28 protein-coding genes are annotated in these 19852 nt (G+C 45.1%); all 28 read left to right on the top strand.

The window, feature by feature from the left end:
- Window positions 1-17: 17 nt before the first annotated feature.
- Window positions 18-3632 carry a DNA-directed RNA polymerase subunit beta' gene (gene rpoC / locus gpAD87_RS27915; protein ID WP_063567423.1) on the top strand — a complete coding sequence of 1205 codons (3615 nt, stop codon included), beginning with the start codon at window positions 18-20 and terminating at the stop codon, window positions 3630-3632.
- A 214-nt stretch (window positions 3633-3846) separates the two neighbouring features.
- On the top strand, window positions 3847-4095 hold the full coding sequence (locus tag gpAD87_RS27920) for a ribosomal L7Ae/L30e/S12e/Gadd45 family protein (RefSeq protein ID WP_024633591.1): 249 nt from the start codon (window positions 3847-3849) through the stop codon (window positions 4093-4095).
- A 152-nt stretch (window positions 4096-4247) separates the two neighbouring features.
- Window positions 4248-4670, top strand: coding sequence for a 30S ribosomal protein S12 (gene rpsL, locus gpAD87_RS27925; protein WP_056697677.1), 423 nt, complete (start codon window positions 4248-4250; stop codon window positions 4668-4670).
- An 87-nt stretch (window positions 4671-4757) separates the two neighbouring features.
- Window positions 4758-5228 (top strand): 30S ribosomal protein S7, encoded by a 471-nt coding sequence (rpsG, locus tag gpAD87_RS27930; RefSeq protein ID WP_024633590.1) that lies wholly within the window; start codon window positions 4758-4760, stop codon window positions 5226-5228.
- Between the two features lie 47 nt (window positions 5229-5275).
- Window positions 5276-7354 (top strand): elongation factor G, encoded by a 2079-nt coding sequence (gene fusA / locus gpAD87_RS27935; RefSeq protein ID WP_063567424.1) that lies wholly within the window; start codon window positions 5276-5278, stop codon window positions 7352-7354.
- A gap of 97 nt (window positions 7355-7451) precedes the next feature.
- Window positions 7452-8642, top strand: a complete 1191-nt coding sequence (tuf, locus tag gpAD87_RS27940; protein WP_024633588.1) for an elongation factor Tu — start codon at window positions 7452-7454, stop codon at window positions 8640-8642.
- Between the two features lie 436 nt (window positions 8643-9078).
- Window positions 9079-9387, top strand: a complete 309-nt coding sequence (gene rpsJ / locus gpAD87_RS27945) for a 30S ribosomal protein S10 (RefSeq protein ID WP_017692074.1) — start codon at window positions 9079-9081, stop codon at window positions 9385-9387.
- Between the two features lie 46 nt (window positions 9388-9433).
- Window positions 9434-10057 carry a 50S ribosomal protein L3 gene (gene rplC / locus gpAD87_RS27950; protein WP_024633587.1) on the top strand — a complete coding sequence of 208 codons (624 nt, stop codon included), beginning with the start codon at window positions 9434-9436 and terminating at the stop codon, window positions 10055-10057.
- A gap of 25 nt (window positions 10058-10082) precedes the next feature.
- A complete protein-coding gene (gene rplD, locus gpAD87_RS27955; RefSeq protein WP_063567425.1) occupies window positions 10083-10706 on the top strand; it encodes a 50S ribosomal protein L4 in 624 nt (207 codons plus the stop codon).
- A complete protein-coding gene (gene rplW / locus gpAD87_RS27960) occupies window positions 10706-10996 on the top strand; it encodes a 50S ribosomal protein L23 (RefSeq protein WP_024633586.1) in 291 nt (96 codons plus the stop codon). Before rplD ends, rplW begins: the two co-directional genes overlap by 1 nt.
- A 30-nt stretch (window positions 10997-11026) precedes the next feature.
- Entirely contained in the window at window positions 11027-11857 is an 831-nt protein-coding gene (gene rplB / locus gpAD87_RS27965; RefSeq protein ID WP_024633585.1) for a 50S ribosomal protein L2, read from the top strand.
- Between the two features lie 71 nt (window positions 11858-11928).
- Complete coding sequence (gene rpsS / locus gpAD87_RS27970) at window positions 11929-12207, top strand: 30S ribosomal protein S19 (RefSeq protein ID WP_053779207.1); 279 nt, start codon at window positions 11929-11931, stop codon at window positions 12205-12207.
- Between the two features lie 35 nt (window positions 12208-12242).
- On the top strand, window positions 12243-12575 hold the full coding sequence (gene rplV, locus gpAD87_RS27975) for a 50S ribosomal protein L22 (protein WP_024633583.1): 333 nt from the start codon (window positions 12243-12245) through the stop codon (window positions 12573-12575).
- A 15-nt stretch (window positions 12576-12590) separates the two neighbouring features.
- Entirely contained in the window at window positions 12591-13256 is a 666-nt protein-coding gene (gene rpsC / locus gpAD87_RS27980; protein WP_024633582.1) for a 30S ribosomal protein S3, read from the top strand.
- A 2-nt stretch (window positions 13257-13258) separates the two neighbouring features.
- Window positions 13259-13693: a 50S ribosomal protein L16 gene (gene rplP / locus gpAD87_RS27985; protein WP_024633581.1), complete on the top strand. Its 435-nt coding sequence runs from the start codon at window positions 13259-13261 to the stop codon at window positions 13691-13693.
- Window positions 13683-13880: a 50S ribosomal protein L29 gene (gene rpmC / locus gpAD87_RS27990; RefSeq protein ID WP_017692083.1), complete on the top strand. Its 198-nt coding sequence runs from the start codon at window positions 13683-13685 to the stop codon at window positions 13878-13880. The genes rplP and rpmC overlap by 11 nt, the downstream gene beginning before the upstream one ends.
- A gap of 48 nt (window positions 13881-13928) precedes the next feature.
- The gene (gene rpsQ, locus gpAD87_RS27995) at window positions 13929-14195 is read left to right on the top strand and encodes a 30S ribosomal protein S17 (protein WP_017692084.1); all 267 of its coding nucleotides are present in this window, start codon (window positions 13929-13931) and stop codon (window positions 14193-14195) included.
- A 35-nt stretch (window positions 14196-14230) separates the two neighbouring features.
- Window positions 14231-14599: a 50S ribosomal protein L14 gene (gene rplN / locus gpAD87_RS28000; protein WP_024633579.1), complete on the top strand. Its 369-nt coding sequence runs from the start codon at window positions 14231-14233 to the stop codon at window positions 14597-14599.
- Window positions 14600-14638: 39 nt separating this feature from the next.
- A complete protein-coding gene (rplX, locus tag gpAD87_RS28005) occupies window positions 14639-14992 on the top strand; it encodes a 50S ribosomal protein L24 (RefSeq protein WP_024633578.1) in 354 nt (117 codons plus the stop codon).
- A gap of 32 nt (window positions 14993-15024) precedes the next feature.
- Window positions 15025-15567: a 50S ribosomal protein L5 gene (gene rplE / locus gpAD87_RS28010; RefSeq protein WP_024633577.1), complete on the top strand. Its 543-nt coding sequence runs from the start codon at window positions 15025-15027 to the stop codon at window positions 15565-15567.
- Between the two features lie 73 nt (window positions 15568-15640).
- Window positions 15641-15826, top strand: a complete 186-nt coding sequence (locus gpAD87_RS28015) for a type Z 30S ribosomal protein S14 (RefSeq protein WP_013312154.1) — start codon at window positions 15641-15643, stop codon at window positions 15824-15826.
- Window positions 15827-15858: 32 nt separating this feature from the next.
- Entirely contained in the window at window positions 15859-16257 is a 399-nt protein-coding gene (gene rpsH / locus gpAD87_RS28020) for a 30S ribosomal protein S8 (RefSeq protein WP_017692088.1), read from the top strand.
- A gap of 30 nt (window positions 16258-16287) precedes the next feature.
- Complete coding sequence (gene rplF, locus gpAD87_RS28025) at window positions 16288-16830, top strand: 50S ribosomal protein L6 (protein WP_024633576.1); 543 nt, start codon at window positions 16288-16290, stop codon at window positions 16828-16830.
- Window positions 16831-16947: 117 nt separating this feature from the next.
- Window positions 16948-17316: a 50S ribosomal protein L18 gene (gene rplR, locus gpAD87_RS28030; protein WP_063567427.1), complete on the top strand. Its 369-nt coding sequence runs from the start codon at window positions 16948-16950 to the stop codon at window positions 17314-17316.
- 27 nt (window positions 17317-17343) lie between these two features.
- Entirely contained in the window at window positions 17344-17841 is a 498-nt protein-coding gene (rpsE, locus tag gpAD87_RS28035; protein ID WP_017692091.1) for a 30S ribosomal protein S5, read from the top strand.
- A gap of 13 nt (window positions 17842-17854) precedes the next feature.
- Window positions 17855-18040: a 50S ribosomal protein L30 gene (gene rpmD / locus gpAD87_RS28040; RefSeq protein ID WP_017692092.1), complete on the top strand. Its 186-nt coding sequence runs from the start codon at window positions 17855-17857 to the stop codon at window positions 18038-18040.
- Window positions 18041-18083: 43 nt separating this feature from the next.
- Complete coding sequence (gene rplO, locus gpAD87_RS28045) at window positions 18084-18524, top strand: 50S ribosomal protein L15 (RefSeq protein WP_062836188.1); 441 nt, start codon at window positions 18084-18086, stop codon at window positions 18522-18524.
- Window positions 18524-19822, top strand: a complete 1299-nt coding sequence (gene secY / locus gpAD87_RS28050) for a preprotein translocase subunit SecY (RefSeq protein ID WP_063567428.1) — start codon at window positions 18524-18526, stop codon at window positions 19820-19822. Before rplO ends, secY begins: the two co-directional genes overlap by 1 nt.
- The last annotated feature ends 30 nt before the right edge of the window (window positions 19823-19852 follow it).

The following is a 19852-nucleotide window of genomic DNA, read 5'->3' on the forward strand; positions in this document are numbered from 1 at the left end:
TTAAGGAGGGTTGCTCCTTGTTGGACGTCAACAATTTCGAATACATGAAGATCGGGCTTGCTTCCCCAGAAAAAATTCGTTCTTGGTCCCGCGGAGAAGTGAAAAAACCGGAAACGATCAACTATCGTACGTTGAAACCGGAAAAAGAAGGGCTGTTCTGCGAAAAGATTTTTGGCCCTACAAAAGACTGGGAATGTCATTGCGGTAAATACAAACGCGTGCGTTATAAAGGCGTTGTCTGTGATCGTTGTGGCGTTGAAGTCACACGTGCGAAAGTACGCCGCGAACGGATGGGCCATATTGAGCTCGCTGCTCCGGTATCGCATATCTGGTACTTCAAAGGTATTCCGAGCCGCATGGGTCTCGCTCTGGATATGTCTCCAAGATCTCTCGAGGAGATTATTTATTTTGCATCATATGTAGTAACTGATCCAGGAGAAACTCCACTGGAGAAAAAACAGCTGTTGTCCGAGAAAGAATACCGCAGCTACCGTGAGAAATACGGATATGGATTCCACGCTGGCATGGGTGCAGAAGCGGTTAAGAAACTGCTTCAAGACATTGATGTGGATAAAGAGCTTGAATTCCTGAAGGAAGAGCTCCGCACTGCACAAGGACAACGTCGTAACCGTGCAATCAAACGTTTGGAAGTTATCGAAGCGTTCCGCAATTCGGGTAATAAACCTGAGTGGATGATCATGGATGTACTTCCTGTTATCCCACCGGAACTTCGTCCAATGGTACAGCTGGATGGTGGACGTTTTGCAACGTCTGACCTGAATGACCTGTATCGCCGTGTAATCAACCGGAACAATCGTCTGAAACGTTTGCTTGACTTGGGCGCGCCAGACATTATCGTGCAAAATGAAAAACGGATGCTGCAGGAAGCTGTTGACGCATTGATCGACAACGGCCGTCGTGGACGCCCTGTAACGGGTCCTGGTAACCGTCCTTTGAAATCTCTCAGCCACATGCTGAAAGGTAAACAAGGACGTTTCCGTCAGAACTTGCTCGGTAAACGGGTTGACTATTCCGGTCGTTCCGTTATCGTAGTTGGACCTTACCTGAAAATGTATCAGTGTGGTCTGCCTAAAGATATGGCGCTTGAACTGTTCAAGCCTTTTGTTATGAAAGAGCTTGTAAATAAAGGGCTTGCCCACAACATCAAGAGCGCTAAACGTAAAGTTGAGCGTGTAAGTCCTGAAGTATGGGATGTTCTTGAAGAAGTAATTAAGGAGCACCCGGTTCTGCTGAACCGTGCCCCTACACTTCACAGACTCGGTATTCAAGCGTTTGAACCGATTCTCGTTGAAGGTAAAGCGATCCGTCTTCACCCGCTCGTATGTACGGCATACAATGCCGACTTTGACGGTGACCAAATGGCCGTGCACGTTCCATTGTCTGCTGAAGCTCAAGCAGAAGCACGTATCCTGATGCTTGCATCAGGTAACATTTTGAACCCGAAAGACGGTAAACCGGTTGTTACCCCTTCCCAGGATATGGTGCTTGGTTCTTACTACTTGACCATGGACAACAAGGAAGAAAAGGGAACAGGTATGATCTTGCGCACGGTTAATGAAGCTGTATCCGCGTACCAACGTGGTACTGCAGGTTTACATGCACGTGTAGCGATTCCGGTTAGAGCGCTTGGCAAAACAGTCTTCACCGATAAGCAACAAGATGCAATGATGTTGACTACGGTCGGCAAAATCATCTTTAATGAAATCTTCCCGGCAAGCTTCCCTTACATCAATGATGCAACTCGTGCGAACCTCTACCAGGGTACCGCTGAGCATTCATTTGTTTATGAGAAGGGTGCTGACCTTAGAGAAGCGATTATGAACGCTCCTTTGGCTGGTGGTGTCGGTAAAGAATATCTCGGTTCTATCATCGCACGTTGTTTTGAAATTTATCATACAACGGAAACAGCCGTTATTTTGGATAAAATCAAACAACTCGGATTCACATACTCCACTCGCGCTGGTATCACTGTAGCGGTGTCGGATGTTATCGTTCCACCTGAGAAATTTGAAATTCTTAGACAGTCTGAGGAAAAAGCACAAATCGTTACGAACCAATACCGTCGTGGTCTGATTACGAACGAAGAGCGCTATGACCGCATCATTGATATCTGGTCGAAATCGAAAGATGATATCACCGAGATTCTGATGAAATCGATGGATCGCTACAATTCCATCATGATGATGGTTGACTCCAAAGCACGGGGTAACAAATCGCAAATCACCCAATTGGGCGGTATGCGTGGTCTGATGGCCAACCCATCCGGTCGAATCATTGAACTCCCAATCAAATCGAACTTCCGTGAAGGTCTGACGGTACTCGAGTACTTTATCTCGACTCACGGTGCCCGTAAAGGTTTGGCCGATACGGCCCTGCGTACAGCGGATTCAGGTTACCTGACCCGTCGTCTCGTAGACGTGGCACAAGACGTGATCGTGCGTGAAGATGATTGTGGTACAGATAAAGGCTTTACCGTAAGTCGTATCCAGGATGGTAAAGAGGTTATTGAGGATCTCTACGACCGTATTGAAGGCAGATACTGCTTCGAGACTGTTCGTCATCCGGAAACAAAAGAAATTATTGCACACCGTAATGAACTGATTGACTCTGATAAAGCTGAGGCAATCATCGAAGCTGGCGTAACCAAACTACAAATCCGCTCCGTACTTAGCTGCCGTGCACGTCACGGTGTCTGCAAGAAGTGTTATGGTCGCAACTTGGCGACTGGTAAACACGTGGAGATCGGTGAAGCAGTTGGTATTATCGCAGCACAATCCATTGGTGAGCCAGGAACACAGCTGACAATGCGTACATTCCACACCGGTGGTGTAGCCGGAGACGATATTACGCAAGGTTTGCCGCGTATCCAGGAGTTGTTCGAGGCTCGTAATCCTAAGGGTCAAGCAACAATCAGTGAGATCGACGGTGTTGTTAAAGAAATTCGCGAAGCGAAAGATCGTCGCGAAATTGAAATTCAAGGTGAAGCAGAATCCAAAGTTTACTCTGTTACCTACGGTTCTCGTGTACGCGTTAGCGAAGGCATGGAAATTGAAGCAGGCGACGAGTTGACAGATGGTTCTATCGATCCAAAAGAAATGCTGCGCATTAAAGGCGTACGTGGCGTACAGAACTACATTTTGCAGGAAGTACAACGCGTATACCGTAACCAAGGCGTAGAAATCAATGACAAACACGTTGAAGTTATGATCCGTCAAATGTTGCGTAAAATCCGTATCGTCGATGCAGGGGACACTACATTGTTGCCAGGATCGTTCGTGGATACGCATGAGTACGAAAGAGCTAACAAGACAGCGATTCTGAGTGATAAAGAGCCAGCGGTTGCAAAACCAATTCTGCTCGGTATTACGAAAGCATCCCTGGAAACAGACTCCTTCCTCTCGGCGGCTTCGTTCCAAGAGACTACACGTGTACTGACAGATGCAGCGATCAAAGGTAAAGTCGATCAGTTGCTCGGTCTGAAAGAGAATGTAATCATCGGTAAACTGATTCCTGCAGGTACAGGTATGCACCGTTACCGCAGCATCAAATTTGCTGAGCCGGAAGATGGCCAATCTTCGGTAGAAGAACTTGAGCCAGTTTCGGTTGATTAAGATATTTCACTAGATTCATCCTTATTATTAGGGTGAACTAAAGTTTTGTACGCCGGGAGGCGACGGCTGTTTTATACAGAAGGACGTTCCCGGCGAGGCAAAACTTTAAATGAAATATTTTAGGATTAGCATTGACATTGCTTGCGCTAGATGCTAATATATCAAAGGTGCGTGAGTAGCTGATTGTATTTGGTCCTATTCGGAGGAATGAACAATGTCTAATGAAAAAGGTCTGCAAGATGCTCATGTCAAAATAGGTACCAAACAGACCACGCGGATGGTTCAGACAGGTATGGCTTCTGAAGTTTATGTGGCTGAAGATTGTGATCCGCAGCTTACTTCCAAAATCATTGCTTTGTGTGAACAACACAATGTGAAGTGCACGAAAGTGGACACAATGAAAAATCTCGGCAAAGCTTGCGGGATTGGAGTAGGAGCAGCAATGGCTGCTGTCGTAAAATAATACGGTAAGGAACGTTTTTGTCCGAGAACTTTTAGGGATTCTCCAAGGCAAAAACTTTTCATTTGTCTTTTTATGAACCGCCTGGGTCTGTGGACTTAGCGTAAGAGGTTTATAAAGAAACATGAAAAATTGAGGAAGGGGGTGGCAATCACATGCCAACTATTAACCAACTGGTACGTAAAGGACGTCAAGCTAAAGTTGATAAGTCCAAATCACCAGCTTTGCAAAAAGGGTTCAATGCTTTGAAACGTGAATCAACTAACATCAGTGCCCCACAAAAACGTGGTGTCTGCACTCGTGTAGGTACAATGACTCCACGTAAACCAAACTCTGCACTTCGTAAGTATGCCCGTGTTCGTTTGACGAACCGTCTCGAGGTAACAGCTTATATCCCGGGTATCGGACATAACCTTCAAGAGCACAGTGTTGTGTTGATCCGTGGAGGTAAAGTTAAAGACCTTGCAGGGGTTCGTTATCACATCGTTCGCGGAGCTCTTGATACTGCAGGCGTGAACAACCGTATGCAAGCTCGTTCGAAATACGGTGCTAAACGTCCAAAAGCTAAAAAAGCCTAAAATATTATAAGTAGCAGTCCTGAATATCTTCTGGGTTAATCCCAGGAGGTGTAGGATGTGCTCATGAAGAAAGAAAGGGGGATATCCATGCCACGCAAAGGTCCAGTTACGAAAAGAGACGTGTTGCCAGATCCGGTATACAGCAGCAAGCTGGTTACTCGTTTGATCAATCGCATCATGCTCGACGGAAAACGCGGTGTTGCTCAAAGCATTCTGTATAATGCGTTTAAGTTGATTCAAGAACGTACGGGTAATGACCCTATGGAAGTATTTGAAGCAGCAATCAAAAATATCATGCCAGTCCTGGAAGTTAAAGCTCGCCGTGTCGGCGGTGCCAACTACCAAGTACCAATCGAGGTAAAACCAGAGAGACGTACTGCTTTGGGATTACGTTGGCTCGTGAACTACTCCCGCAACCGCGGTGAGAAAACAATGGAAGAGCGTTTGGCGGCTGAGATCATCGACGCTTCCAACAACACAGGCGCTTCCGTTAAAAAACGTGAAGATACGCATAAAATGGCTGAAGCGAACAAAGCGTTTGCTCACTACCGTTGGTAGGATTCGGTTCACAATAATAACTTCAATTTTGAAGGGAGACCCATTTCATGGCAAGAGAGTTCTCCTTGAAAAATACACGTAATATCGGGATCATGGCTCATATTGATGCGGGTAAAACCACGACAACTGAGCGGATCTTGTTCTACACAGGACGTACGCACAAAATCGGTGAAGTACACGAAGGCGCTGCGACAATGGACTGGATGGAACAGGAACAGGAGCGCGGAATTACAATTACTTCCGCTGCGACTACCGCTGCTTGGAAAGGCCACCGCGTTAACATCATTGATACCCCGGGACACGTTGACTTCACTGTTGAAGTTGAACGTTCCCTTCGTGTATTGGACGGAGCAGTTGGTGTATTCAGTGCGAAAGAAGGCGTTGAGCCTCAGTCCGAAACCGTATGGAGACAGGCTGACAAGTACGGCGTACCTCGTATCGCTTATGTAAACAAAATGGATATCATCGGTGCTGACTTCCTGAACGTTGTATCTGACATGCGTGATCGCCTTCAAGCGAACGCAGTTGCGATTCAACTTCCTATCGGCGCTGAAAATGATTTCAAAGGTATCATTGATATCGTTGCACAAAAGGCTCATATGTACAAAGATGACCTTGGACAAGATATCGAAGAAACCGAAATTCCTGCGGAATTTGTTGAGCAAGTTGCAGAACTTCGTAACGAATTGGTTGAGCGTGTTGCAGAACTCGACGAAGATTTGACAATGAAATACCTGGAAGGCGAAGAGATCACTATTGATGAGATCAAAGCGGCCCTCCGTAAAGGTGTTGTTGATGTTAAGATCTTCCCGGTTATCTGTGGATCCTCGTATCGTAACAAAGGTGTTCAACTGATGTTGGATGCTGTTATCGACTACTTGCCGGCTCCAACAGATGTTCCATCTATCACTGGTCATCTTGAAGATGGAACTGAAGCAATTCGTAAGTCATCCGATGAAGAGCCTTTCTCCGCATTGGCATTCAAAATCATGACTGACCCTTACGTTGGTAAATTGACATTCTTCCGCGTATACTCCGGTGTTCTTCAATCCGGATCTTACGTATTGAACGCAACTAAAAACAAACGTGAGCGTATCGGTCGTATCCTTCAAATGCATGCAAACAGCCGTCAAGAAATCACTGAAGTTTACTCCGGTGACATTGCAGCTGCTGTAGGTTTGAAAGATACGGGTACAGGTGATACACTGTGTGATGAGAAAAATCCGGTTATCCTGGAGTCAATGAACTTCCCTGATCCGGTTATCGAAATCGCCGTTGAACCTAAAACCAAAGCTGACCAAGATAAAATGGGTGTTGCTCTCGGTAAGTTGACTGAAGAGGATCCTACTCTTCGTGCTCATACTGATGAAGAAACAGGCCAAACGATCTTGGCAGGTATGGGGGAGCTTCACCTTGATATCATCATTGACCGTATGCGTCGTGAATTCAAGGTTGAAACTACTGTGGGTAAACCACAAGTAGCTTACCGTGAAACTTTCCGTGCACCAGCGCGTGTTGAAGGTAAATTCGTTCGTCAATCCGGTGGTCGTGGTCAATACGGTCACGTATGGGTTGAGTTCGAACCTCTCGAAGCGGGTACAGGCAGCCAGTTCGAAAGTAAGGTTGTCGGTGGTTCTGTTCCAAGAGAATACATTCAACCAGCTCTTGCAGGTATCGAAGAGCAAATGAAAAACGGCGTTATCGCAGGCTTCCCGCTTGTTGACGTTAAGGCTACAATCGTAGACGGATCTTACCATGATGTCGATTCCAACGAGATGGCATTTAAAATTGCCGGATCGATGGCGCTAAAAGCTGCGAAAGACAAATGTAAGCCGGTTCTGCTTGAGCCAATCATGAAAGTAGAAGTAACCGTTCCAGAAGAGTATATGGGTGACGTTATGGGTATGCTTAACTCCCGTCGTGGCCGCATCGAAGGTATGGATTCCCGTAGTGGAGCCCAAATCATCCGTGCTAAAGTACCTTTGTCTGAAATGTTCGGATACTCTACAACTCTTCGTTCCGGTACTCAAGGACGCGGCGTATTCTCCATGGAGCTTTCTCACTATGAAGAAGTTCCTAAGAGCATCGCTGAAGAGATTGTTGCCAAAACAAAAGGAACCGAGTAGTTTTCTCTCATTGAATGAAAGTGCATAAGAGTCATGTATTCTTTGCACTTCATTTAGTGAAAACATAAAATTATAATTTTAAGGAGGCCACGTTCAAATGGCAAAGGCTAAATACGAACGTAATAAACCCCACGTTAACATTGGTACTATTGGTCACGTCGACCATGGTAAAACAACTCTGACTGCTGCAATCACTACTGTATTGTCTAAAACTTACGGTGGCGCAGCAATTGCATTCGATCAAATCGATAAAGCTCCAGAAGAGCGCGAGCGCGGTATCACAATCTCAACATCACACGTTGAGTATGAAACTGACACTCGTCACTACGCTCACGTAGACTGCCCAGGTCACGCCGACTATGTTAAAAACATGATCACTGGCGCGGCACAAATGGACGGAGCTATTTTGGTAGTATCCGCAGCTGACGGCCCAATGCCACAAACTCGTGAGCACATCTTGCTCTCCCGTCAAGTAGGCGTACCTTACATTGTTGTTTTCTTGAACAAATGTGACATGGTTGAAGACGAAGAGTTGTTGGAATTGGTTGAGATGGAAGTTCGCGACCTTCTTAACGAATATGAGTTCCCAGGTGATGATACTCCAATCACTCGTGGATCCGCTCGTGAAGCTCTGCAAAACCCTGATGGTGAGTGGGCTCAAAAAATCGTTGAGATGTTCAAAGAGATCGATACGTACATCCCATTGCCTGAGCGTCAAACTGACAAACCTTTCTTGATGCCTGTCGAGGACGTATTCTCCATCACTGGTCGTGGTACTGTTGCTACTGGCCGTGTAGAGCGTGGTACTGTTAAAGTCGGCGAAGAGATCGAAATCGTTGGTATTACTGAAGAAACTAAAAAATCCGTAGTTACGGGCGTAGAAATGTTCCGTAAATTGTTGGACTCCGCTCAAGCGGGCGACAACATCGGTGCATTGTTGCGTGGTGTTGATCGTACTCAAATCGAGCGCGGTCAAGTACTTGCAAAACCAGGTTCTGTTAAGCCACACACAGAATTTACTGCACAAATCTACGTTTTGACTAAAGAAGAGGGTGGCCGTCACAAGCCTTTCTTCACTGGATACCGTCCACAGTTCTACTTCCGTACAACTGACGTAACAGGCATCATCAACTTGCCTGAAGGTACTGAAATGGTAATGCCTGGTGATAACATCACGGTTACTGTTTCCTTGATCTCCCCAATCGCGATTGAAGAAGGAACTAAGTTCTCCATTCGTGAAGGCGGACGTACAGTAGGTGCAGGTTCCGTAGCATCGATCCAAAAATAATTCGGCTTAACGCTGAATAAAGCATATGCAACAGTGTACTGGAACGAGTAACATTGTATTGTAACGAAGCTTCGGAAGAGTTCTTTATCCGACATCGGATAAAGAACTCTTTTATTATGTAATAGTTTCGGAACCTGCGTCATACGAAATGAACATCATTTACGAATGTAGATGGATTGGTAAGGCAGCATGTATATTGAAGATAAACACTGCACTAAACGAAGTCATTTCATCAGAAAAGATAAGTTTAAATGTTTTTCTTAAATATGCTTGCAATATGCCCATCTTTTCTATATAATAATGAATGTTGTTCTGTGACGTTGCGATGATGTGAGAGGTTACTGGCACACCCGGCCCCTTTGCCATGGGACAGTGGCTAGAAAATTTTCACGGAGTATGTCCGATAAAAAATTGGGCGATAGAAGGAGGGACTAAAATGGCAAAGCAAAAAATTCGTATTCGTTTGAAAGCTTACGACCACAGAATTCTTGATCAATCCGCGGAGAAAATTGTTGAAACAGCAAAACGTTCGGGTGCAGGTGTATCCGGTCCGATTCCGCTTCCTACTGAAAAACAAATCATTACTATTCTTCGTGCGGTGCACAAGTACAAGGATTCTCGGGAACAATTCGAACAACGCACACATAAGCGTTTGATCGACATCGTTAACCCGACTCCACAAACTGTGGATGCCTTGATGCGCTTGGATCTGCCGTCCGGTGTAGATATCGAAATTAAATTGTAATACAAGCTACAACAAAGACCATGTATAAAGGAAAAGAGGTGTCAACATGAAAGCAATCTTAGGAAAAAAACTCGGAATGACTCAAGTATTTACACCTGAGGGTAACGTTGTACCAGTAACGGTTATCGAAGCAGGCCCTTGTGTTGTTTTGCAAAAGAAAGACATTGAGAATGATGGCTACGAAGCAATTCAAATCGGTTATTCCGATAAGAAAGAGAAAAATGCTAACAAGCCAGAAGCAGGTCACGCTAAAAAAGCGAACACTGCCCCTAAGCGCTACGTTCGTGAAGTTCGCGGTATCAACATCGCAGAATATGAAGTTGGCCAAGAACTGAAAGCTGACATTTTCGCTGAAGGCGAATTCGTTGACGTAACGGGTATTTCTAAAGGTAAAGGTTTTGCCGGCGTTATCAAACGTTGGGGACAAAGCACTGGACCTATGTCACACGGTTCGCGTTACCACCGTGGCCCTGGTTCAATGGGTTCGATCCAAGCTAACCGCGTTCCTAAAGGCAAACGCCTGCCAGGACACATGGGACATGATACTGTTACAATCCAACGTCTTGAAGTAGTTAAAGTAGACGCTGAACGTAATGTGTTGCTCGTGAAAGGTTCCATTCCTGGACCGAAAAACAGTCTCATTAAAGTTAAAGAAACAGTGAAAAAATAACCACTGAAGAAAGGAGGAACACAAAATGCCAAAAGTATCAGTTTACAATGTAGATGGTAGCCAAGTAGGCGAAGTTGAATTGAACGATGCGGTTTTCGGAATTGAGCCGAACCAACACGTTCTGTACGATGCAGTTCTTATGCAACGCGCATCCCTTCGTCAAGGTACCCACAAAGTAAAAGGACGTTCTGAAGTACGTGGCGGTGGACGTAAGCCTTGGAAACAAAAAGGTACAGGTCGCGCTCGTCAAGGTTCAATTCGTTCACCACAATGGAAAGGCGGCGGTATCGTATTTGGTCCAACACCACGGAGCTATGCGTATAAACTGCCTAAGAAAGTTCGCCGTTTGGCGATCAAATCAGCTCTTTCATCCAAAGTGATCGACAATGACATTATCGTTCTGGACGCTCTCACGCTGAGCTCACCTAAAACGAAAGAATTTGCAGCCATCTTGAATAACTTGAAAGTTGGACGCAAAGCTTTGATCGTAGCTCCTAGCTATGATGATAATGTGGCTCTTTCCGCACGGAATATTCCAGGCGTGAAATTCGTAGCTGCTGACGGCATTAATGTTCTTGACGTGCTTTCGCACGACAAACTGATCATTACGAAAGAAGCAGTTCAGAAGGTAGAGGAGGTGCTCGCGTAATGAAGGATCCTCGTGATATTGTAAAACGTCCGATTATTACGGAACGTACTGCTGACATGATGAATGACTTGAAATATGTATTTGAAGTCGATATCCGTGCAAACAAAACCGAGATCAAGAAAGCCGTGGAAGCTATTTTCAACGTAAAAGTGAAAAACGTGAACACGCTTCGTGTTCCAGCTAAGCCAAAACGGTATGGACGTTATTCCGGATATACTAGCGAATGGAAAAAAGCGTTTGTAACGCTGACACAAGACAGCAAAACGCTTGAGTTCTTTGAAACTGTATAATTGAATTTTTGAAGTAAGGAGGGAAACCCAGTGCCAATCAAAAAGTATAAACCAACATCCCCGGCAAGACGGAACATGTCCGTTTCTACATTTGAGGAAATCACCACAGATCAGCCGGAGAAATCGTTGTTGGCCCCATTGAGCAAACAAGCAGGCCGCAACAACCAAGGTAAAATTACAGTTCGTCACCATGGTGGTGGACACAAACGTAAATACCGTATCATCGACTTCAAACGTACTAAAGATGGAATACCGGGCCGCGTTGCTACGATTGAGTATGACCCGAACCGTACATCTAACATCGCTCTGATTCACTATGCTGATGGTGAAAAACGTTATATCATCGCTCCTAAAGGTTTGAAAGTTGGAGATCAAGTATTCTCCGGACCTGAATCAGACATCAAAATCGGAAACGCATTGCCACTTGAAAATATTCCAGTAGGTACTGTTATCCACAACATCGAGTTGAAACCAGGTAAAGGCGGACAATTGGTTCGTGCTGCTGGTACAGAAGCTCAATTGCTTGGTAAAGAAGAAAAATACGTTTCTGTTCGTCTCTCTTCCGGAGAAGTTCGTCGTATTTTGAAAGTTTGCCGCGCAACAATTGGATCTGTTGGTAACCAAGACCACGAGCTCATCAAAATCGGTAAAGCCGGTCGTAGCCGTTGGTTGGGTAAACGTCCTGAAGTTCGTGGTGTAGTAATGAACCCTAACGATCACCCACACGGTGGTGGTGAAGGTCGTGCTCCAATCGGACGTAAATCGCCAATGTCACCATGGGGTAAACCTACTCTTGGTTACAAAACGCGTAAGAAAAATAAAGCTTCTGATAAATACATCATTCGCCGCCGCACGAAGTAATACACATTGTGCATAACTTCGTGAGGCATCTGCGGATGCATAATAGCTACGTTTGAAGGGAGGATCTCCACATGGGTCGCAGTTTGAAAAAAGGGCCATTCATTGATGGCTACATGCTGAAAAAAGTAGAAGACATGGAAGCATCCGGTAAAAAGCTTGTTATTAAAACCTGGTCCCGTCGTTCTACAATTTTCCCGCAATTCATCGGACACACATTTGGCGTATATGACGGTCGTAAACACGTACCAGTATACGTAACTGAGGACATGGTCGGACACAAATTGGGTGAGTTCGCTCCAACCCGTACGTACAAAGGCCATACTGATGATGATAAGAAAACAAGAAGATAAATGAATATCTTTAATGTTTGAGAGGAGGTTACACAATGGAAGCAAAAGCACATGCTAAGTTTATCCGGATTGCTCCTCGTAAAGTTCAACTCGTTGTTGACTTGATTCGCGGCAAGCAAGTAGGTGAGGCGGTTGCCATTCTCCGTCACACTCCGAAATCCGCTTCTCCTATCGTTGAGAAGTTGCTTAATTCCGCTATTGCGAATGCGGAACATAACTATTCTTTGGATGTTAATAACTTGGTTATCTCGCAAGCTTACGTGAACCAAGGACCGACAATGAAACGTTTCCGCCCTCGTGCAATGGGACGTGCAAGTCGTATTAACAAACGTACTAGCCACATCACTTTGGTGGTATCTGAAAAGTAGAAGGAGGGGAAATGTGTGGGCCAAAAGGTAAATCCAGTCGGACTCCGTGTCGGAATTATCCGTGACTGGGAATCTAAGTGGTATGCAGGTAAAGACTTCGGCGATCTTTTGATGGAAGACGTGAAAATTCGTGAATTCCTGAAAAATAAATTGAAAGACTCCGCTATGTCTCGTGTTGAAATCGAGAGAGCGGCTAACCGCGTAAACGTAACGATTCACACTGCGAAACCAGGTATGGTTATCGGTAAGGGTGGTTCGGAAGTTGAAAATCTGCGTAATCAAATTACGAAAATCGCAGGCGGTAAAAAAGTACACATCAACATTTCTGAAATTAAGAACCAAGACCTGGACGCAATCCTGGTAGCTGAAAGCATCGCACAACAATTGGAACGTCGTGTTTCTTTCCGTCGTGCTCTGAAACAAGCTATTCAAAGAACAATGCGCTCTGGTGCAAAAGGTATTAAAACTCAAGTGGGCGGACGTCTTGGCGGTGCTGAGATTGCTCGTTCGGAAGGCTACAGCGAAGGAACTGTTCCACTGCACACGCTTCGTGCCGACATCGACTACGGTACAGCAGAGGCTCATACTACTTACGGCCGTATCGGCGTGAAAGTATGGATCTATCGTGGAGAGGTTCTTCCTACGGCTAAGAAACAAGCTGCTAAGGAAGGAGGCAACTAATCATGTTGGTACCAAAACGTGTAAAACACCGTAAGCAACAACGTGGACATATGAAGGGCCAAGCTAAAGGCGGAACTACGCTGAACTTTGGTGAATATGGTCTGCAAGCTACGGAACCGGCTTGGATTACGAACCGTCAAATCGAAGCGGCTCGTATTGCGATGACTCGTTACATCAAACGTGGTGGTAAAGTTTGGATCAAGATCTTCCCAGACAAACCAATCACTCAAAAGCCTCTCGAGGTTCGGATGGGTAGCGGTAAAGGTAACGTAGAAAAATGGGTTGCAGTTGTGAAACCAGGTAAGATCATGTTTGAACTTGCTGGTGTACCGGAGGATGTTGCTCGTGAAGCAATGCGTCTTGCCGCTCATAAACTGCCAATCAAAACGAAGTTTGTGAAACGTGAAGAATTGGGTGGTGAAGCAAATGAAAGCTAGTGAATTTCGCAACCTAACCTCTGCTGAAATCGAGCAAAAGATTGCCGGATTTAAAGAAGAACTCTTTAACCTCCGCTTTCAACTCGCTACCGGTCAGCTGGATAACCCGACTCGAATCCGTGATGTGCGGAAAGAAATAGCTCGTGCTAAAACCATTATCCGTGAAAGAGAATTGGGAATCGGTTAATTAGGGATCGGATGTATAATCCGTCCGTAATCAGGAAGGAGGCCAACAATGAGCGAAGAACGTAACGCACGTAAAGTGCAAACCGGTAAAGTGGTCAGCGATAAAATGGACAAAACGATTGTTGTTGCTGTAGAAACTTACAAAAAACACAACTTGTACCATAAACGCATTAAGGTTACTAAAAAATTCAAAGCGCATGACGAAGAAAACACTGCGAAAATCGGTGACACGGTGAAAATCATGGAGACTCGTCCGCTTTCGAAAGATAAACGCTGGAGACTTACTGAAATCGTAGAAAAAGCGGTTATCATCTAATGCATCAGCAGCATAGCTGAAAGGAGGAATACTAAATGATTCAACCATTTACACGTTTGACTGTGGCTGACAACTCCGGTGCGAAGGAACTGATGTGTATCCGCGTACTCGGCGGTACGGGACGTCGTACAGCTCAAATCGGTGATCTGATCGTTTGTTCTGTAAAACAAGCAACACCAGGCGGCGTTGTCAAAAAAGGTGATGTAGTTAGAGCGGTTGTCGTTCGTACGAAGCGTTCTGTACGTCGTAAAGACGGTTCCTACATCGGTTTTGATGAAAATGCAGCGGTTGTTGTAAAAGACGACAGAAGCCCACGTGGAACACGTATTTTCGGACCTGTTGCTCGTGAACTTCGCGAGAAAGACTTCATGAAAATCGTTTCCTTGGCCCCAGAAGTTATCTAAAGCTTAATCTCGTGATGTTAGAAACAGGAGGTGTACGAAATGCCAAGAGTGAAAAAAGTTCTGGAATCCCATAACAATAAACTTCATGTTAAAAAAGAAGATACAGTTATGGTGATCAGCGGTAAAGACAAAGGTAAAAAAGGCCGTGTCATCGCTGCTTATCCTCGTGAGAACCGCGTCCTTGTGGAAGGTGTTAACATGATTAAAAAACACCAGAAGCCTAACCAGCAAAATCCGCAAGGCGGCATTATCGAGAAGGAAGCTCCGATTCACGTTTCCAACGTAATGCACATCGATCCAAAGAGCGGAAAAGTAACCCGTGTAGGTTACAAAGTGTTGGATAACGGAAAGAAAGTGCGCGTTGCTAAACGTTCCGGAGAAATTATCGACTAATTGAACCGAATGAGAAAGGAGGTCTATGATTCATGGCAGCAAGAATGAAAGAACGTTACCTGAACGAAATTGCTCCTGCTTTGATGCAGAAGTTTAACTATACAACGGTAATGCAAGTGCCGAAAATCGAGAAAATCGTTATCAACATGGGTGTGGGCGACGCTGTCCAAAACTCCAAAGTGTTGGATTCCGCAGTAAACGATTTGCAATTGATCGCAGGTCAAAAACCTGTAATCACTCGTGCTAAAAAATCTATCGCAGGTTTCAAACTGCGTGAGAACATGCCTATCGGTGTGAAAGTAACATTGCGCGGCGAGCGCATGTACTTCTTCCTCGATAAACTGCTCAACGTTACGCTTCCTCGTGTCCGCGACTTCCGCGGTGTATCGAGCAAAGCTTTCGACGGACGTGGTAACTACACACTGGGTCTGAAAGAACAATTGATCTTCCCAGAGATCGAGTATGATAAAGTAGACAAAGTCCGCGGTATGGATATTGTCATCGTAACAACGGCGAAAACAGACGAAGAATCCCGTGAATTGCTCACGCAACTCGGAATGCCTTTCGTAAAATAATGTTGCTATAACGTTTCCGGGTGTCTGGAAAGACTCCCTTTTCTCCGAAATTATTTAGGAGGTGTCAGGCTAAGTGGCAAAAACTTCGATGAAAGTTAAACAACAACGTACACCAAAGTTTAAAGTACGTGCTTATACACGCTGTGAGCGTTGCGGACGTCCACATTCGGTCCTGCAAAAGTTCAAAATTTGCAGAATTTGCTTCCGTGAATTAGCTTATAAAGGCCAGATCCCTGGCGTGAAAAAAGCAAGCTGGTAAAAAGTCCTGAACGGGAAGGAGGTTAACTCACAATGACTATGTCTGATCCAATTGCAGATATGCTTACTCGTATTCGTAACGCGAACACAGTTCGTCACGAAACGGTAGAAATGCCTGCTTCGACAATGAAAAAACAAATCGCCGATATCCTGAAGCGTGAAGGTTTCATCCGTGACGCTGAAGTTATCGATGATAACAAACAAGGGATTATCCGTGTTTTCCTGAAATACGGTCAAAATAACGAGCGTGTTATTACTGGTCTGAAAAGAATCAGTAAACCTGGTCTTCGTGTTTACACGAAAAGCAACGAAGTACCTCGTGTACTTGGTGGTCTGGGTATCGCTATCATCTCGACATCCAAAGGTATCATGACGGACAAAGAAGCTCGTCAATCAAAATCCGGCGGAGAAGTCGTCTGCTACGTATGGTAATATAACGTCACAAGATAGGAGGTGCAACATATGTCTCGTATTGGTCGCAAACCAATTACAGTACCAAGTGGTGTGGACATCACACTGGACAACACCGTTATTACGGTAAAAGGACCAAAAGGATCTTTGACTCGTGAACTTCATAAAGATATGAAGGTAACAGTTGAAAACAACGAAATTACAGTTGTGCGTCCTTCCGATAACAAAACTCACCGTTCTTTGCACGGCACAACGCGTAGCGTTGTAAACAACATGGTGAGTGGTGTTACTGAAGGATTCGCAAAATCTCTGGAGCTGGTTGGGGTCGGATATCGTGCAAGCAAATCCGGAGATAAAATCGTTCTGAACGTTGGCTACTCTCACCCGGTTGAAATTACACCGGAAGCGGGAATCGAATTCGAAGTTCCTTCGAATACGAAAATCATCGTTCGCGGAATCGATAAAGAGCGTGTAGGTGCTTACGCTGCTAAAATCCGTTCCGTTCGTGAACCTGAGCCGTACAAAGGTAAAGGTATTAAATATGAAGGCGAGCGTATCATCCGTAAGGAAGGTAAAGCCGGTAAGAAGAAATAAGATTTTTCTTACCGCCTTTGCGCGGTTTTCGGCTTGCTTGCTTCTTGTGTTTCTAATATACCCCGTGGCTTCCGGTTTGAAGCCAGCGAGGTAACCTGAAAGGAGTGAATCCCTGAGATGATTACGAAAACAGATAAAAACAAGGCACGTCTGAAAAGACACCTGCGTGTTCGTAAGAAAATCCAAGGAACGGCAGCACGTCCTCGTTTGAACGTATTCCGTTCTGGTAAACATATGTATGCTCAAATCATCGATGATGTTGCTGGTGTAACAATCGCTTCCGCGTCTACCGTAGACAAAGAATTGAGCACTGACATCAAAAATGGTGCATCTGTTGAATCAGCTCGTAAAGTTGGCGAACTCGTTGCTAAACGTGCTAAAGACAAAGGTGTTTCCAACATCGTATTTGACCGTAGCGGTTATCTGTACCATGGTCGTATCGCAGCATTGGCTGAAGCGGCTCGTGAAGCAGGACTTGAGTTTTAAGATATTTTTCAAAAGGAGGTTAACGACTTGCGTGTAGATCCGAATACTTTGGAACTGACTGAAAGAGTTGTAAATATTAATCGCGTAGCTAAAGTAGTAAAAGGCGGACGCCGTTTCAGCTTTAGCGCACTGGTTGTAGTCGGCGACGGCAACGGCTGGGTTGGAGCTGGTATCGGTAAAGCGGGCGAAGTACCTGATGCAATTCGCAAAGGTATTGAAGACGCTAAGAAAAACCTTGTACACGTTCCACTCGTAGGAACATCGATTCCTCACTTGGTAACAGGTAAGTTCGGCGCAGGACGCGTGCTGTTGAAACCAGCATCTGAAGGTACTGGTGTTATCGCTGGTGGTCCTGTACGTGCGGTTCTCGAACTTGCTGGTGTAGGTGACATTTTGACAAAATCTCTGGGTTCTTCGAATTCCATGAACATGGTCAATGCGACTTTGGAAGGTTTGTCCCGTTTGAAGCGTGCTGAAGACGTGGCTAAACTGCGCGGAAAATCCGTCGAAGAGCTTCTGGGTTAAGGAGGGAATTCTCATGGCTAAATTAGAAATTACCCTCGTCCGCAGCTTGATCGGACGTCCGGAGACGCAAAGAACAACTGTGAAAACATTGGGTTTGCGCAAAATCAATAGCAAAGTGGTACAAAACGATAATCCTGCCATCCGTGGTATGATTAACAAAGTAAGCCACTTGGTTGCTGTTAAAGAAGTAGAAGCTTAAAAACGGGTTAATCCCACAAATCTTTAAGGAGGTGCAACGAACGATGAAGTTACATGAGCTTTCACCATCTCCTGGATCCCGCAAAGAACGTAAACGTCTTGGTCGCGGTCCAAGTAGTGGTACAGGTAAAACATCAGGTCGCGGTCACAAAGGACAAAACGCTCGTTCTGGCGGTGGAGTACGTCCAGGCTTCGAAGGTGGACAAAATCCATTGTATCGTCGCTTGCCAAAACGTGGTTTTGTAAACCCAACTCGCAAAGAATATGCAGTTGTGAATACTGAAGACCTGAACAGTTTTGCTGCGGGTACTGAAGTAACTCCAGAATTCTTGATGACGAACGGCGTAGTTAAAAACGCTAAATCCGGAATCAAAATCCTGGGTAACGGTGATGTCACTGTGAAGCTGACTGTTAAAGCTAACAAGTTTTCTCAATCTGCTATTGAGAAAATTGAAGCTGCCGGCGGTACAACTGAGGTGATTTAATGTTCAAGACCCTAAAGAATATCTGGCGGGTTGAAGATCTGCGCAAAAGGGTATTATTTACCCTTTTTGTACTGATCATTTACCGCATCGGCTCCTTTGTTCCCGTACCGGGAGTTAACAAAGATGTGTTCGAAGCGACAAATTCTGCGGGTAAAGAAGTTTTTGGACTTCTCAATACGTTCTCGGGTGGAGCGCTCTTCCAGTTCTCGATATTTGCGCTCGGGATCGTGCCTTACATCACTGCGTCTATCATAGTGCAGCTGCTTTCCATGGACGTTATTCCTAAATTAGCGGAGTGGGCAAAGCAGGGTGAACAAGGTAAGAAGAAATCTGCACAACTGACCCGTTATTTAACGGTAGGTCTGGCATTGATTCAAGCGTTTGGTACGTCGATCGGATTCAACCGCTTGTACAATACAGAAATGGTGCCTAACGCAACATTTGCAGATTATATCTTGATCGCAATTGTACTTACGGCCGGTACTTCATTCCTAATGTGGCTTGGTGAGCAGATCACCGAAAAGGGCATAGGAAACGGGATTTCGATTTTGATCTTTGCGGGTATCCTATCAACGGTACCTAATATTATCAAACAAACGATCGAATCCGACTTCATCCAAGCTGATCAACTGTTCATGAACATTCTTAAAGGGGTAATCGTCGCAATTGTTATTGTGCTGATTATCATAGGTGTCATTTACATCCAGCAGGCGATTCGGAAAATTCCTGTACAGTACGCTAAACGTGTCGTAGGTAACAAAATGTACGGTGGACAGAACACACATATCCCGCTGAAGATTAATGCAGCAGGTGTTATCCCTGTCATCTTTGCTTCATCTCTGTTGATGTTCCCATCGATCATCGCAAACTTCTGGGCTGATCGTACGTGGGCACAGTGGATCGGAGCCAATCTCACTACTCACAAACCTCTGGGTATGTTACTCTATGTAGTGATGATTTTCGGGTTCACATTCTTCTATACTTTTGTACAGATGAATCCACAGCAGATGGCTGACAACATGAAAAAGAACGGCGGTTACATCCCAGGCATTCGTCCGGGTAAAGCAACCGAGAAATATCTGACCCGTGTCATGACTCGTTTGACAACGGCAGGTGCCATCTTCTTGGCAGTAATTTCCGTTCTGCCTGTAATCTTGGGGGCACTTTCTGGTTTGCCTCAATCAGCGCAAATTGGAGGAACTTCTCTCCTGATCGTTATCGGTGTTGCGCTGGATACCATGAAGCAAATCGAAAGCCAATTGATCAAACGCCACTACAAAGGTTTTATCAATAAATAGGCAATAGGTACCGGTCAAGCTAAGATTTAC

It is taken from the genome of Paenibacillus sp. AD87 (assembly GCF_001659845.1).
In the GTDB taxonomy this organism is placed as follows: domain Bacteria; phylum Bacillota; class Bacilli; order Paenibacillales; family Paenibacillaceae; genus Paenibacillus; species Paenibacillus marchantiae.